The organism is Dehalococcoidia bacterium (genome assembly GCA_030648205.1).
In the GTDB taxonomy this organism is placed as follows: domain Bacteria; phylum Chloroflexota; class Dehalococcoidia; order JAUSIH01; family JAUSIH01; genus JAUSIH01.
The window spans coordinates 26,364-41,501 of the sequence record JAUSIH010000033.1; the positions used below are offsets into that span (position 1 = coordinate 26,364).

Annotated in this window: 16 protein-coding genes; 6 read left to right on the forward strand and 10 right to left on the reverse strand. The window is 62.5% G+C overall.

The genetic code is table 11. From position 1 onward, the window contains the following. Nucleotides 1–6 precede the first annotated feature (6 nt). The 3 genes from Q7T26_03555 to Q7T26_03565 all read left to right on the forward strand — a co-directional run bounded on the left by Q7T26_03555 (nt 7) and on the right by Q7T26_03565 (nt 2,635). Nucleotides 7–447, forward strand: a complete 441-nt coding sequence (locus Q7T26_03555) for a Zn-ribbon domain-containing OB-fold protein (GenBank protein MDO8531234.1) — start codon at nt 7–9, stop codon at nt 445–447. A 135-nt stretch (nt 448–582) separates the two neighbouring features. Continuing rightward, complete coding sequence (locus tag Q7T26_03560; protein MDO8531235.1) at nt 583–1,626, forward strand: zinc-binding dehydrogenase; 1,044 nt, start codon at nt 583–585, stop codon at nt 1,624–1,626. A 124-nt stretch (nt 1,627–1,750) separates the two neighbouring features. Then, nucleotides 1,751–2,635, forward strand: coding sequence for a hypothetical protein (locus Q7T26_03565; GenBank protein MDO8531236.1), 885 nt, complete (start codon nt 1,751–1,753; stop codon nt 2,633–2,635). 157 nt (nt 2,636–2,792) lie between these two features. Here the strand turns inward: Q7T26_03565 and Q7T26_03570 are convergent, their stop codons facing one another. From Q7T26_03570 to Q7T26_03595, 6 genes are read right to left on the reverse strand one after another with little or no spacing between them, the layout of a single operon-like run. After that, nucleotides 2,793–3,254, reverse strand: a complete 462-nt coding sequence (locus Q7T26_03570; protein ID MDO8531237.1) for a Zn-ribbon domain-containing OB-fold protein — start codon at nt 3,252–3,254, stop codon at nt 2,793–2,795. An 8-nt stretch (nt 3,255–3,262) separates the two neighbouring features. Beyond that, nucleotides 3,263–4,459 carry a thiolase family protein gene (locus Q7T26_03575; protein ID MDO8531238.1) on the reverse strand — a complete coding sequence of 399 codons (1,197 nt, stop codon included), beginning with the start codon at nt 4,457–4,459 and terminating at the stop codon, nt 3,263–3,265. A 2-nt stretch (nt 4,460–4,461) separates the two neighbouring features. Beyond that, nucleotides 4,462–4,812, reverse strand: coding sequence for an SCP2 sterol-binding domain-containing protein (locus tag Q7T26_03580; protein ID MDO8531239.1), 351 nt, complete (start codon nt 4,810–4,812; stop codon nt 4,462–4,464). Nucleotides 4,813–4,851: 39 nt separating this feature from the next. Continuing rightward, the gene (locus Q7T26_03585) at nt 4,852–5,166 is read right to left on the reverse strand and encodes an EthD family reductase (protein MDO8531240.1); all 315 of its coding nucleotides are present in this window, start codon (nt 5,164–5,166) and stop codon (nt 4,852–4,854) included. Nucleotides 5,167–5,205: 39 nt separating this feature from the next. After that, the gene (locus Q7T26_03590) at nt 5,206–6,408 is read right to left on the reverse strand and encodes a CoA transferase (GenBank protein MDO8531241.1); all 1,203 of its coding nucleotides are present in this window, start codon (nt 6,406–6,408) and stop codon (nt 5,206–5,208) included. 52 nt (nt 6,409–6,460) lie between these two features. Continuing rightward, the gene (locus Q7T26_03595) at nt 6,461–7,669 is read right to left on the reverse strand and encodes a CoA transferase (protein MDO8531242.1); all 1,209 of its coding nucleotides are present in this window, start codon (nt 7,667–7,669) and stop codon (nt 6,461–6,463) included. Nucleotides 7,670–7,889: 220 nt separating this feature from the next. Between Q7T26_03595 and Q7T26_03600 the strand changes: the two genes are divergently transcribed. Continuing rightward, entirely contained in the window at nt 7,890–8,642 is a 753-nt protein-coding gene (locus tag Q7T26_03600; GenBank protein MDO8531243.1) for an enoyl-CoA hydratase/isomerase family protein, read from the forward strand. A 474-nt stretch (nt 8,643–9,116) separates the two neighbouring features. Here the strand turns inward: Q7T26_03600 and Q7T26_03605 are convergent, their stop codons facing one another. The 4 genes from Q7T26_03605 to Q7T26_03620 all read right to left on the reverse strand — a co-directional run bounded on the left by Q7T26_03605 (nt 9,117) and on the right by Q7T26_03620 (nt 13,589). After that, nucleotides 9,117–10,004 (reverse strand): enoyl-CoA hydratase/isomerase family protein, encoded by an 888-nt coding sequence (locus tag Q7T26_03605; GenBank protein ID MDO8531244.1) that lies wholly within the window; start codon nt 10,002–10,004, stop codon nt 9,117–9,119. 90 nt (nt 10,005–10,094) lie between these two features. Next, nucleotides 10,095–11,288, reverse strand: a complete 1,194-nt coding sequence (locus tag Q7T26_03610) for a CoA transferase (protein MDO8531245.1) — start codon at nt 11,286–11,288, stop codon at nt 10,095–10,097. 41 nt (nt 11,289–11,329) lie between these two features. Beyond that, nucleotides 11,330–12,547, reverse strand: coding sequence for a CoA transferase (locus Q7T26_03615; protein MDO8531246.1), 1,218 nt, complete (start codon nt 12,545–12,547; stop codon nt 11,330–11,332). 217 nt (nt 12,548–12,764) lie between these two features. Continuing rightward, nucleotides 12,765–13,589, reverse strand: a complete 825-nt coding sequence (locus Q7T26_03620) for an amidohydrolase family protein (GenBank protein ID MDO8531247.1) — start codon at nt 13,587–13,589, stop codon at nt 12,765–12,767. Nucleotides 13,590–13,672: 83 nt separating this feature from the next. Between Q7T26_03620 and Q7T26_03625 the strand changes: the two genes are divergently transcribed. Then, nucleotides 13,673–13,990 (forward strand): hypothetical protein, encoded by a 318-nt coding sequence (locus Q7T26_03625; GenBank protein MDO8531248.1) that lies wholly within the window; start codon nt 13,673–13,675, stop codon nt 13,988–13,990. Nucleotides 13,991–14,281: 291 nt separating this feature from the next. Then, nucleotides 14,282–15,133: an IS1595 family transposase gene (locus Q7T26_03630; GenBank protein ID MDO8531249.1), complete on the forward strand. Its 852-nt coding sequence runs from the start codon at nt 14,282–14,284 to the stop codon at nt 15,131–15,133. Nucleotides 15,134–15,138: the final 5 nt, after the last annotated feature.

The following is a 15,138-nucleotide window of genomic DNA, read 5'->3' on the forward strand; positions in this document are numbered from 1 at the left end:
TAGCCTGTGACGAACGAACAGCCGCCACTGCCATCCATCACGCCTCTCTACGAGCCGTACTATCGCTATACACGGCAGCATGAGCTGCGGATGCAGCGTTGCCGGGACTGCGGCCACGTGCGCTATCCGTTTGCGGCGCTATGTCCCGTCTGCCACTCGGAAGGCGCCGAGTGGTCCCGCATGAGCGGCCGCGGCGCCGTCGCCTCGTTCGCCATCTGCCATCAGGCGTTCCATCCCTGGTTCCAGAGCCGCCTGCCGTACAACGTGGCGCTGGTGGACCTGGAGGAGGGGCCGCGCGTCCCCACGAACATCGTAGGCGTGCGCAACGAGGACATCCGCATCGGGATGTCGGTGGAGGCGGAGTTCGAGGACGTGACCGACGAGATCACACTGGTGAAGTTCAGACCGAGGGGGCCTGGCGGGAAACAAGATAACCCAGCGCACTAAGAATCATCCCGAAAGTGCGTCCTCACCCTTCGACAAGCTCAGGGTGAGCGGGAAATCCCGCTCGTGGTGAGCTTGTCGAACCATGAGCGGATACCAGCCGCGGGTTTTCGGGATAGCTTGTAGAAAGGGCAGCACATGAACAAGGGCACAATGAAGGCCGCGGTGCTTCGGCAGAAGGGCGGCCCCGAGATACTCCGCGTCGAGGAGTGGCCCATTCCGAAGCCGGGATTCGGCCAGGCGCTGGTGCGTGTGCGGGCATGCGGCGTCTGCAATCACGAGGTCGTCGTCCGCAGCCCGGACCTCACCCACAAGTCCTACCATCCCCCCCAGGTGCTGGGGCACGAGATAGCGGGCGAGGTGGTGGAGCTGGGCGAAAGGGCGCATGAACTGAAGGTCGGCGACCGGGTGACCTGCACGAACAAATCTAGCTGCCGCGTCTGCGAGCGCTGCCGCCGCGACGACGAGATTCACTGCCCGAACGGCGACATGAACGAGGGCGGCTACGGCGAGTTCGCCGCCATCAACGAGGAGAGCCTGGTCAAAATCCCGGAGGGGATGCCCTTCGAGCACGCCGCCATCTGCGGGTGCGCGGTGGGCATCGCGCTGCGCGGCGTCCGGTGGGCCGCCCGCGTGGCCGTCGGGGAGACGGCGCTGGTGACGGGCCCCAGCGGCGGGATAGGCGCGCACTCGGTGCAACTCGCGCGGCTGGCGGGCGCGCGCGTCATCGCCGCGACGACGTCCGAGGATAAAGCGGAGGCGCTGCGGCAACTGGGCGCCGACGAGGTGGTGGTGACCGGCGGCAAGCCCTACCACAAGCAGGTGATGGCGCTGACGGGCGGCCACGGGGTGGACGTCGTCATTGACACCGTCGGGTCGGCGGTGTTCGAGTCGGCCTTCCGCTCGATGGGCTACCATGCGCGCTATGTGCTCATCGGCGAGTTCTACGGCGACACTCTGCCCGTGAGCGCGGCGTGGATGTTCCGCAAGGAGACGACGCTTCAGGGGTCGGGGGCTGCGCACCGGTCTGAGCTGGAGGACTGCCTGTGCCTGCTCCACGAGGGCAAGATCAAGCCCGTCATCGCGAAGACATACCCGCTCGCGCAGATCGCGGACGTCCACCGGGAGATGGAGCGCAAGAAGCACGTTGGGCGGCTGGTGATTACGTACAACCAAGCCTAGTTGCGAAACCAGCCAACACATGCAAGGAAGTGTGCCCGTTGTCACTCGGAGCGTACTATGATTGGATCGAAAGGAGAACGGTCTTCTTGTACGACGGCCTCATCATGCAATAGGAGGCGGCAAAATGGCGAGCAAATGCAGCGCATGTGGTAAACCTTTGGGTTTCATCGAAGGCCGCATCTTTGCCCGTATTCTCTGTAACCAATGCGCAGCCCAAAAAGCAGCACGAGAACAAGCTCAAAAAGAACAAGAAAAGCGCCTTGTTCAAATTGCAAAAGAGAAATACAGTGCGATCCCGAAGCAACTTTGGACTGGTGAGATAGGCCGAGAGGAGGCTGCAAGCCTGCTGCGCACGTGGGCTACGGAAGCCAAACTCACTGATGGAGAGCAACGATTAATCTGCGACAGCGCCTTCCATGACTTTACCCTGCAATTATTGGCAGACGATGTTCTTACACAGGATGAGGAAAACAAGCTCTCGACTATAGCTCCTATTCTTGGAGTAACTCAGGAACGCATTGAGAAGGACTTCCGTGATCTGTTGTTTCGGTTAACGATAGGACGAATGAACGATGGGAGAATGCCCATTCTGAATAAGGCTTCGCTTCTCTTGAAAAAAGGCGAGGTCGGCCACATAGAAATGGTTGCTGCACTTTTGAAGCAAGTTGCAATCCGAGAGTATCAGGGAAGCTACTCTGGTTTTTCCTTTAGAATCGTCAAAGGCGTTCGTTACCACGTCGGTGGAACAAAGGGCAGGAGCGTCGTTGTGGGGACGGAGTGGCAGACACAAGACCAGGGCACATTGTCTGTTACTTCCCATCGCGTTGTGTTCTTAGGTTCGAAGCGCAGTGTTGAAATGCCCTACAAGAGGTTGCTCCAAGTCGAGGTCTTCTCCGATGGAATTCGGTTGCATCTGGCGAACCGCGTTAGTACGCCGACCTTCGTAGTGGAGAACGGAGACGTGGTTGCGTGCGCCATCAATACTGCAATTCAAAGGTTCTCTGAGTAGCCTTTTGCTCCAGAAGACACGCATGGACAAATAGGCCAACACTTTGCATGAGTCGCTGTTGTCCCCTTGCAATCGCATCGGGGAGCGCGAGTTCGGGCGCATCGTGGTGGGCCCGCCGCTTCGTGCGGCGGGCCTTTCCCTTTAGCGCGAAAGTCGGCTACTTGCCCTTGAGCGGCACGAAGTAGAAATCGGTCAGGCGGCCCTCGCGCTTCTCGCGGAAGACGGCGCGCACGCGCAGCCCCGGCTTCACCGCGCCGATGCGGACCGGCCCGACAAAGACGGTGTTGTAGATGCACGTATCCGCGCCGTCAAGCTGAATCAACGCCAGGACGTAGGGCATGTCCACGTGCTGGTGCAAGGAATAGTTCGAGGGCACGTAGAAGACCTCGATGGCGCCCCGCACGGTGCCCGTGCCCGGCAGGTCCACCCAGGCGGTCTTGCTGTAGCAATCGCTGCAATCAATACGCGGAGGGCACCACACCTTGCCGCACGTGGCGCAGCGCGTGCCTGTCAGCTTGGCGTCATCCTTGAGCGTTCGGAAGAAGGGAGAGATGCCCCCATAGCTATAGAGGTAGTCGTTATAGATGCGGTCCCGGACTTCAAACGGTTCCATGTTCATGGCGGGTATCACCTTTCCAGAACGATGACCGCGCCCAAAGAGGCGGATGGGCCGCCCACGCTCTCCACGACGCCCCGGCCCTTGCGTAAGCGCACCTGCCGCTTTCCCGCGTCCTCGCGCAACTGGAGCGCCACTTCGCCGACGCTGTACACCTCGGACGGCCCCGCGATGTGCCCGCAGGCCACCCGTCCGCCGCTGGGGTTCACGGGCAGCGGCCCCGTCATCTCGGTGAACCCTTCGTCCACCAGTCGCCCGCCCTCGCCCACCTTGCAGAAGCCCAATTCCTCGTACGCCAGAATCTCCAGGCCGCTGTAGAGGTCGTGGACCTCCGCCACGTCGAACTCCTGCGCCGGCTTGCGGACGCGCGCCATCCTGTACGCCTGGCGGGCGGCGCCGCTGATGGCGAGGGTGCGTCCCAAGTTGCGCGCGCTCATGTCAGGCGTGGATGCCTCATGGCTGGTGCCGACGCCCGTTATCCAGACCGGCTTCTTGGTGAGGGCGCGCGCCCTGTCCTCGCTGGCTATGACAAGAGCAGCCGCGCCTTCGCTGAACAGACAGCACATGTACATGGTGCTGGGCCAGGCGATGATGCGGGAGTTCAGCACGTCATCCACGGTCATGTGGAGCCGGAGCTGGGCGTTCGGATTGTTGAAGGCGTTCTCGTGGTTCTTGACCGAGACTTTCGCCATCTGTTCGGGCGTAGGGCCGCCGTAGCGCTTCATGTGCGCCGTCAGGATGATTCCCCACGCCGCGGGCGGCATGGGCGTATAGGGGTGCTGCCACACCACGTCGTGGGTGATGGACTCGGACATCATCACGCCCTCGCCGCGATGCATGTTCGCGGGATTGACCAGGTCCGCGGACTTCTGGACGCCCACCACCACCACCACGTCAGACAGGCCCGACGCGACCTCCGCGAAGGCCGCTCGGACGGCATAGCAGCCGGTGGAGGCGCCCGCAGTCACCCGCAGGCCCGGCTTTCCCCGCAGGCCCAGGTAGTCATGCACCATGTTGTCGCTGGTCATCTGGTGCATGAGCATGTCGCTGTAGATGCCGTAGACGGCGCTATCTATGTCCTTGGTGGTGAGCCTGGCGTCCTCCAGGGCATTCTTGGTGGCGGCGAACGCCAGCTCCTGGTAGTTGAGGTCCGGATAGCGGGCCTTGAATGGTATCTGCCCCACGCCGACAATAGCAACACGTCGCACGGCTACCTCCGGGCACGAGCCGCGAGGGCGATGCGGCTCAGGTTGATGAGTTCGATGTAGCTGCCCCGAACGACGCGCAGGTCGCCCTGCGCGATGGGATGCGTGATGTCCACCTCGCCGGAGAGCACACGAATGAGGGCGGTCCCCTGACCCGCCACGACAAAGTCAGGCTTCACATGCTGTCCCTCTCCGGCGGTCAGCTTGCCCTGGCTAACGATCAGATGCAGAGGCTGTCGCTCCCCGGCGACCTCGAACTGCACGACGGCGGACCACGTCTCGGCGGCGCGCTGCGCACGCGGGTTTGCGGCCACGGCAGCCGCCAGACCGCTAAGGGCTTGTGCGACTTTCCCCATGTGCTGGTGACCTCCTGAGAGGGCTTGCTGCTTCCGCGGCTAAGAGTGCAGGTCCTCACAAACGAATTGGGTCAGATTGTCGATCATATCGTAGAACCGGGTGTCCGCCTCTATCTCTTTCTCCTGAGGGGAGGCGAAGGCCGCCCGCAACGCATCCATGTTGTCGAACCACATCTCGCTTACGCGGTAGTAGGGGAGGGGTTTCTTCTTGGAGGGCCGTATGCGTCCGCTCTCGAACTTCCGCAGGCCGGGCAGCTTCCGCACCAGGGGGAAATGGGCCTCGTTCAGGTACTTCTCCACTTCCTCCACGGTACGGCCCTCTTTGACGTTGTACAGGGCGACAAACTTGAGCATGAACAACCTCCGTAAAATGTCGCTGGAGACGGCGCGCTGCTATTTGATTACACTGGCCTTGCGCAGCCGGGCCACCCGCGTGGGACTGAGCCCGGCCCACTCCAGGATGCTATCCGTGTGCTGGCCCAGCAGGGGCGGCGGCAGACGGATGGAACCGGGCGTGGCGTCCATATGCCACGGGATTTTGGGCATCTTGACCGCGCCGGCCTTCGGGTGCTGGACCTCCACAAAAGGATCGAGCGCCTGAATATGGGGATGGCGCATGAGGGATTCGTAGGTGTTCACCGGCACGGCCTCGCCGTTGTGGCCTCGGATAAGCGCGATCAACTCATCGTTGGTCTTGTCCTTGAAACCCCGCTCCCAGATGTGCTTCACGAGATAGGCCCACTTTCCTGTCCCCGTCGCGTTGCGCCCCGCCTGCTGGAAGCGCGGGTCCGTGAACGCCTCCTCCACGCCCAGGTCCAGCGCCAGCTTGTCGAAGTCCTCCTGGGAGCCGCGCCGGAGCATGAAGTAGATGCGACCGTCCTTGGTCTTGTAGCCCTGCTCCGGCGGCTTGATATACGTGTCGCAGTGGAAGCCGATCCACTCGTCCGGGTCGCTGATGGCGGCCCAGATGATACCGCGCATGTGCAGCAGCGCCCCCAGCATGCTGACGGAGACGCGCTGGCCCTCTCCGGTCATCTCGCGATGGTACAGGGCTGCGAGGATGGCCTCGAAGGCGAAGGTGCCGGCGTTGACGCTGGCGATGTCCGCGCCGACGCGGATGGGCGGCTGGCCGATGACCCCCAGCGATCCCCAGTAGTCGGACATGGCTTGCACGGGCAACTCGGCGCCAGCCATGCCCGCCAGGGGGCCTTCGTCGCCGAACGCCGTAATCTCGCAATAGATGACTCCCGGCTTCTTGCGCCGGAGTGACCGGTAGCTGACGCCCAGGTCCTTCGCGCTGCCCGCGCCGATGTCCTCCACCACAACGACGTCGGCCTTCTGCGCCAGGGCCTGAAGGACGCGCCGTCCCTGAGCCGCGGCGATGTCCAGGGCAATGCTCTCCTTGTTGCGGTTGAGTGAAAGGAACGCAGGGCTTTCGCCGTTCACGAACGGCGGGCCGTAGCCGCGGGCGCAGTCTCCAGAGAGAGGCTCCACCTTGATGATTTTGGCGCCCGCGTCGCCCATCTGCATCGTGCAGGAAGGGCCGCAAAGGCCCTGCGTCAGGTCAAGGACTACGAACCCGTCCAGCGCTCCCATGTAGCCTTCCTTGCTCCGGAGGATGAAGGATTCACGGTCAGGCGAGAGGCCCCTATTTGGCGGAGGTCACCCGCACCGGCTCAGCGGTAGGCGACGAGAGGTCAAATCCCAGGCTGCGCGCTACCTCTTCCGTGGCCCCGCCGGGCGTCGTGCCCTTGAAAAAGGACGCGGGCGTCTTCCCGAAGCTCCACGGAACGCCGCCCATGTACATAGTGCCCCAGGGTGTGTCCATAGGGACGATCAGCCCGTTCCGCAGCACCTGCCGATGCTCCAGCAGGGCCTGATAGTCCAGGAACTGTCCATGAGGGACTCTGGCCTCGGTGAGGCGATAGACCCACCAGGCGGTTGGCTTTGTGGCGAAGGTCTCGGCGAGCTGCGGGACCAGGACGTCGCGGTTCTGCACGCGCTGTGGATTGGTGGCGAAGCGCGGGTCCCCGGCCAGGTCCTCTCGGCCTATCGCCCGGCACAGGCGCGGCCACTGGCTGTCCTCCACCACCGCGACTGCCAGATACTTGCCCTCCTGACACCGAAAGGCCTCGCTGGGAACAATGGTCGGGCAGGCGGTGCCCATCGGCGGCGGCTGCTTGCCCGTCGCGAAGTACTCCGCCAGGCGCGTCCCCTGGAGGGCAAGGGAGCACTCCGCCATCGAAAGATGGAGACGCTGGCCCTGGCCGGTGCGCGCGCGGTGGATGAGCGCCTGGAGGATGCCGGCCACTATATGAGAACTGGTGTTGATGTCCTTATGGGCGTAGTAGCGGAGGATTTCGCCAGGCCCACCGGGAGGGCCTTGCGTAGAGGCCCAGCCTGTGAACGCTTGAGTGGTGGGATCGTTCCCTCCCCACTTCGTCATGGGGCCGATATAACCGTACGCGTTGGACGAACAGTAGATGATGCGCGGGTTCAGGCGGGATACTACCTCATAGCTGAAACCCAGTTCCGCCGCCGTGCCTTGCGTCATGTTCTCAACGAGGATGTCGCACGTCTTGACGAGCTCCAGTGCGACGGCTCGCTGGTCTTCCCGCTTGAGGTTCAGGACGACGCCCTTCTTGTTGATGTTGCATTGGGCATAGACAACACTCATCTTTTTCTTGTTCGGGAGGACGCTGCGAATCATGTCCCCCGGCTCTGGCGCCTCGATCTTGATGACCTCCGCGCCGAGAGCGCCCAAAAGCATGGTCGCCCAGGGGCCGGCCGCGGCAATGGTCATATCGAAGACGCGGACGCCTTTGAGGGGGCCGGTCGGAGTCGTTTTGCGGGCCATATCGCTTTGCCTTTACGAAACGGAATGGGCGAACGCCACGGCAAGTGTAGCTACGGGGCTGGGGATTGTCAAGACCAAGTCGAAACGTGCGCTCGTTAACGAATGGAGTGCGCTCAGGTGAGCTACGAGCTTCGTCCGCCCACGCAGAATGCCGCATTGCAATATCAGGCGCTTGGGCTATAATGTACGCGGTCTGAAGGGAGGGCGAAAGCGAGCCGGCATGTCCCTCGTTAAATACGAATCCCAAGGGCGCATGGTGCTGGTCACCCTCAACCGGCCGGACAAGCTCAACGCCATCAACCTGGCGATGCTGGAGGAGATGGCCGCCACGTGGACGCGGCTTGACCAGGACATGGAGGCGCGGGTCGCGGTGCTCACCGGCGCCGGGCGCGCATTCTGCGTGGGCCTGGATATGAAGGAGATGGTGGAGGGAAAGATAGCCCCCACGACCCTCCAGACCATGGTCCCCAACCGCTTCTCTCCGCGTGCGCAGTCGAAGCCTGTGGTAGCCGCCATCAACGGCCCAGCCGTGGGCGCGGGCCTCGACTTTGTCGCGATGGACTGTGACATTCTCGTAGCGGCGGAGAGCGCCACCTTCGGGATGCCGGAGGTGATCGTAGGCATGGCGTCGCTGGGTTCGCCTTTCGCCGCGGCCAATGTCCCCCGCGCCATAGCGATGGAGATGTTTCTCACCGGCGACCCGATCACGGCGCGGCGGGCGTACGAGACCGGTTTTGTCAACCGCGTCGTGCCGGACGACCAGGTGCTGGAGGCAGCGATGGAAATCGCAGGTCGGATTGCCCAGAACGCGCCCAACGCCGTACAACAGTCGCGGAGGAACCTCCTTGACGCCTGCCAGGCCAGCGAGGCATCCCGCATCAGCGAGACCTTCGCCGCCCACCGTTCTGACATGCGCCAGTCCGCCGCTCGTGGGGTGGACGCCTTCTCCAAGAAGCAGCGTCCCTCCTGGTAGCTTTGACGCTCTACCGCTGGTGTAGTGCTTCCTAACGCTTCGTTACGGAAGAGGTTCGTCTGGAATCTCCAGCACGAGGGAGCCCAGTCCTTCCCTGGAAGGATTGACGGGGGCACTGGGGGTCACCCCCAGCATCCCTTATTCCCCTTCCAGGAAAGGAAGGGGGACCGAGGGGGATAGTCGTAAGTCTCAGTAGCGCGTCTCACCTTTTGCGGCTATACTCTGCCGCAGTCCCACCGCAGGAGGCGCTCCATGCCTGACGCCTGTCCCCATCTCTGCACTTGCGCGGCACGTCGTCGCGACGCGCTACGACGCCATCCCGCGCGCCGCCCGGTTCGCCCAGCCGATCTCCACTGCCTCCCGGCCCGATATGATCGTCCCGGTGCGATAGCATAGCTCGGCAGCCTTTTTCGGCCCGACACGCCACGCCCACGCCGCTTCCGTTAGCGGTTTATCCGCGAGCGGCCCTCCGGGCTATTTTCTCGTATCCTCGAACGCCTTCCAGAGCTGGTCCTTCTTATGGAAGGCGTCTCGGGCGCCCGTCTCGCGCCGGGACTTGAAGTAGTTCCACTCGCCCTCTTCGAAACGGAGGTTTGTGAACATGGTGTGCATGATGTACCCCTGGGACAGTCCGCTGGTCACGCCCAGGCTGTCATAGATCATATGGAGATGCGCTTTGCCGATGGCGATGCCGTCTTTGGGCAGTGTGCAGAGGGCGTTTACAACGGTGTCCACACGCTCCTGCAGCTTGTCTCGCTTGACGACCTCCTGCACCAGGCCCATCTGCAGTGCCTCGTCGGCGCCGAAACGGTAGCCCGTCAGCATCATGTAGCGCATGCGCTTCAACCCTATCGTGAGCGCCAGGAATTGTATGTCCGGCTCGCCGCTGCCCGCGAAGCCGAGCCGCTGGCCCGGAAAACCGAAGATGGAATCATCCGCCGCGATAGTGACGTCGCAGAACATGGCGAGGACGAGGCCGGCCTCCAGACAATACCCGTGCACCTGGGCCACGGTCAGCTTGGGGTGCAGCAGGATGCGGAACAGCCCCTCAAATCCCTTGCGGTCCAGCCGCAGCCGCGCCCTTTGGCTGGGCCGCCGCTCCCCCGCCTTGCCCGTGCCGAAGCCGTACACGAAGCCCACCTGCGAGAGGTCCTGACCCGAGCAGAACGCGCGGCCCGCGCCCTTGAGGACCACAACCTTTACGTCGTCGTCCTCCGCCGCCTCGTCCAGGGCCCGCATCAGGTCCTGATAGTCCTCGCCGTAGCCAAGCATCACGATGGCGTTGAGCTTTTCCGGACGGTTCAACGTGATGGTGGCGACGTTCCCTTCCTTCTCGTAGATGACGTACTTGTACTTGCCCATGAGTCCTCCTTCACATTGTCCTGTATCCGCAGCGTTCGCTGAGCAGTTTACACGTGTCTACCGGTGCGCGCCTCCACGGGCGTCATGACGCTACGTCAGCACCTTTTGCTCCGCCAATTGTTGGACCGCGTCGCCGCCCATGCCCAGGATTTCTCCGAACACATACCCGTTGTGCTGACCCAGCAATGGCGCGGGTGTCCGGACGTCCGTCGGCGCGCCGCTCATTTTCCAGGGGATGCCGTAGATGATATCCGTGCCCGTGGCGGGGTGCTCAACCTCCACGTGGACGCCCCGCGCCTGGAGCTGAGGGTCGAAGTAGCGCTCGCCGGTATCCAGCACGGGACTCGCGGCCACGCCGGCGCGCTGGAGTATTTCCGTCACTTCGTACGGTTCCCTGTCGCGCGTCCACGCGGCGATTATGGCGTCGAGTTCACCGCGGTGGCGCAGTCGCTGGAAGGGGTCCGCAAAGCGCTTGTCCGCCGCCAGGTCAGGCTGGCCGATGGTCTCGCACAGTCGCCGCCATTCGTGGTCAGATGCTACCACAATGGCGACCCACTTGTCATCGCCCTTGCACCGGTACGTGTTGTGCGGCGCCATACGGGGATGGAGGTTCCCCAGCGCCGTCGGGCTGCGGCCCGTCATCGTGTATTCCATGATGGCCTCGCCAGTCACGCTTATCGACGTCTCCCACTGCGCCAGGTCAATGTACTGGCCCTGGCCGGTGCGGTTGCGGTGCCGGAGCGCCGCGAGGACCGCGAAGGCCGCGTGAGCGGCTGCGCTGGGGTCGCAGTAGACGCCCTGGGTGCCGAGCGCCCGCTCGCCTGGATAGCCCGCCAGAGCGTCCAGCCCCGCAAGCGCGCCCACGGTCGGCCCATACGTCGGCAGGTCGCGCAGCGGACCGTATTGGCCTGCGCCGGACAGGGAGATCATGACAAGGTCTGGCCGGTAGCGCCGCAGAGCCAGGTAGTCCAGGCCGAGCCTGGACAGGACTCGAGGCGAGAAGTTCTCGATGACGACGTCGCTCACAGCCACGAGGTGACGAAGGATGTCCTGTCCCCTTGGATTCGCCATGTCCACCGTGACGCACATCTTGTTGCGGTTGATGGTGTGGTACATGGGGTCTTTTTCCGGATCTTTCGCGACGTTGTCCGCGCTCATCCGGAGGGCGTCCAGACGGCTGGAGGTCTCCACTTTGACGACCTCCGCGCCCATGTCTCCGAGGATGCGCGCGGCCAGAGGCCCGGCGATGACCGTGCCGAAGTCTATGACCCGGAATCGCTTCAAGGGGTACTTATCCGCGGACAACCTTCTGGTCTCTCCTTTTGCTAGATGACACCGGCGCGACGGAGTCCCACCAGGTCTGGCGGGGACAGGCCGATTTCGCCGAATACCTCGGCGTTGTGCTCGCCGAGCTGGGGGGCAGGGCGCGTGTACGCGCAGGGAGTTTCCGACAGCTTGTACGGCGCGCCCGGGTAGATGAGAGGGCCTGTATCTTCCCTCGACATCTTAACAAAATAGCGACGGGCTTGCAGATGGGAGTGGTTGACTACCTCATCAACGGTGTACAACGGAGCGAACGGGATGCGGCGCTCAAGACACATCTGAAAGAGCTCTTCCTTGGTGTGCTCCATGAGAAATGGCGCCTGTAGCTGATCCATCTCGTCGGCGTACTTTCGGCTGATTTCCAGGCGGTCCTGGAAGCGCGGGTCACGGGCGTACCAGTCCGGCACGCTCCCGCCGCCCATGAGCTCCAGAAAACGCTTCCACTGGTAGCCCTGGACGGCGATCTCGCTGATGAAGCCGTCTTTGCACGGGAGGACGCACCAGGGATAGAAGCCCATTGTGCGGTGGCCGGTGCGCATCTTGACGCGGCCCTCGTACAGGAAAGCCATGAGGCCGCCGCCGCCGTGATAGCTGGCCCATACGTCAGCCTCAGCGATGTCAACGTGCTGGCCGCCGCCTTCGAAGTCGCGCTGCAGCACAGCGACCAGCGTCGCCGCCGCCGCGTGGACCGCGGCCTGATAGTGTCCTTGAAACAGCGGATAGGCGAGAGGCTCCCGGTCCGGCTCGCCGACGGTGCAGACACCGCCCACCGCGGAGGCGTTGAGGTGGTAGGCCACATAGCCGCTGTAAGGACCGGTCTGGCCGAAGGGGCTGATGGAGGTCATGATGAGTTCGGGGTTGAGCTTCCGCAGCCGCTCATAGTCCAGGCCACGCCCCACAAGGAACCCGGGCCGCCAGTTCTCCACCAGGATATCGGCTTTGCCGACCAACTCACCCAGGAGCGTCCGGCCTGTGGGCGTCGCGGTGTCGAGGGTCACGCTCCGCTTGTTCAGATTGAGGTACAGGAAGAGGCCGCTGCGCTCCGGGTGCGGCTGGTCCTGAAGAAAGGGGCCATGTCGCCGCGCCTCGTCGCCACCGTCGGGGTGCTCAATCTTGACGACGTCAGCGCCCAGGTCCGCCATCAGCTTGCAGCAATATGCCGCGGATATGAAGGAACCGTATTCGATAACGCGGAGTCCTTCCAGGGCTTTTCTCGTCATCTTTCTCTGTCGCTGCGCGCGGGCACGCTAGTGTCCCGTTTCTGAAATACGCTTATGATTTGTCATTGCGAGGACTCCGGCAAGCCGGAGGACGAAGCAATCTGGAGGAAGGGTGTGCCCCGCAGCCAGATTGCCACGGCCCTCCTTCGTCGGGCCTCGCAATGACATTGACGGCGAATTTTGGGAACACCACACCAGGGGCCAGAACTCCGCCGCTTCACAGGCCCAGAAAGCGCCGGGGGTTGTCCTCCCTGATTTTCTTCTTGACCTCCGGTTTCAGCGGCAGCTCCTCGAACTCCTTGACCATCTTGGCGGTAGGGAACACGGGATAGTCGTGGGCGAAGAGGACTTTGTCCTGAATCACCGTGTTCATCATGGTGACCACCGCCGGCGACAGGTACTTGAGGCGGATGGCGTTGATGTCCAGATACACGTTGGGCTTGTTCCAGGCGATGGCGGCGGCGACATCGGCCCAGGGCCAGCCCATGTGGGCTATGCAGAGGCGGAGCTTGGGGAAGTTGTAGGCGATGCGGTCAATATGCACCGGGTTCGCCTGATCAATGGGGTAACCGGGGGAGTTGCCCGTATGGAATACCACCGGGATGTCCAACTCCTGACATCGGTCATACAGAGGGAAGTATTTCGCGTCGGAGGGGATGAAGTCCTGTTTGGTGCCGTCCATTTCGCCCAGCCCCTTCAGGCCAAGCACCTTGATGCTGCGCTCCAGCTCGCGGATGGCCTCCTGGCCCATGTGGGGGTCAACGCAGCAGAAGCCAATCAGGCGATCGGGGTGCTTGCGGACTAACGCGGCAATGTGGTCGTTGGGAACGTAGCCGTCACCGGTGGAGCGCATGTCCAGGGGCAGGAGCACCGACTTCTCGATGTCAAAGGCGTCCATGTCCGCGATAACGTCTTCAATGACAATAGGCTTGAGGTAATGTGACTCGGCCCGCAGGCCGCCCGCCATCTTGTGCAACGACTTGGCGATTCCCTCAATGAACTCCTTGGTGCTCGCATGCAGGTGCGTAGTGATCGTGCCCATGGCGCCTCCTGAAGGTCTTGGTTCCAGTGTAGTGGTTTCGACATCTCGTTACCTGCGAGACTCTGCAACGCCGAGCGCTCGCCGTGCCGTGCACCGGCGCTGCGGTGCGCTGCGGCGGGGAACCCTATGACCCCGTCAAGCGGGACGTCCACGTCTCAGAGCGCCCCGACTTCTATGTCATGGGCTATTCCTACGACGCGCTCAGGAATACGACGGTGCTCACCGTTCGTATCTCCGGCTCCTACATGAGACTGCACATCGACGTGGGGGCGCCCTTCTCTCGCCTGTCCAAGAACAAGCGGAGAAAGGTATGCCGCTATGGAGCGGGTGTCCCCGTTCCTGCCCAGAAGCTGATTGGCGAGAAGGTGAAGCAAGCAGTCCAGTTGTACCGGAAAGTCTAGTTGGAGTTCATCTTCCCCCAGCTCACCCCCGCGGGTGGGCTGGGGGCTTTTCGTTTCCCTCTTGCGCTGTCGTCTTCTCCTAAGGTGCGGAGTCTCGTATGTGAGGTTTTTCTAGGGCACTCTTATAGCGGCTGCGGGGCTCCGACCTCCACAAAGCCCGTCGGCATCGGGTGGAGAGTATAGCACTTTCCCCCACGATTACCAATACTCACGCACCGGCCCACGCACCGGCCCCCGAACAAAAAACCAATGTGATTGAGTACGGTCTGGCACCAGGAGTAGGATGGTGCCATGGACCTGCAAAGCTATGAACAGCTTGTGAAGAGCGAGTCAACAGCGAAAAAGTATGTGTTGGGATTTTGCTGGAAAAACCATCAGCGGTTTTGCCCCCGATGTACGTCCAGGAGGCTGTACAGCCTCCTGGACGCGCGGCGACGCTGCGCCCGCTGTGGCTATACGTTTCACGACCGTACCGGCCGATGGATCAACACGGGGAGCCTCACCCATGGCCAATGGCTGCGCTTAGTGAAGCTCTTTGAGTTGGAGGTTTCCACCCGCAAGGCGGCCACTCAACTGGGGCTGACCTACAAGACCGTCTACAAAGCTATTGCTACCCTGCGCTTGGCCATCCTGGCCCATGCCCCTGATGGCGGCCAGTTCCTGAGTGGTGAGATAGAGTTGGACGAGGCCTATTTTGGCGGAAGGCGCAAAGGCAAGCGCGGCAGGGGCGCAGCAGGCAAAGTACCGGTCTTTGGTATCCTGGAACGGGACGGGCAGGTCTCGGTGAGTGTGGTACCCAACGTCCGCGCGGAAACCCTCCTGGACTTGACGGTCAAGAAGGTCCGCCGGGGGAGCATCGTGTACACGGACAAATACCAGGTCTATGATGCCCTCATGTTTTGTGGCTACCGGCATCTGAAGATTGACCATGGTACGCACTTCGCCCAAGGGCGGGTCTCCATCAATGGCTTGGAGGGATTCTGGAGCTACGCCAAAGAGAGGCTGGCCAAGCATCATGGGGTGTCTCCCCAACGCTTCCCTTTGTACCTCAAGGAACTGGAGTTCCGCTACAATCATCGCCAGGAGGACATCTTCCCTCGGTTAGTTCAGTACCTCTGCGATTTTGTGCCAAACCTTACCTAATCACC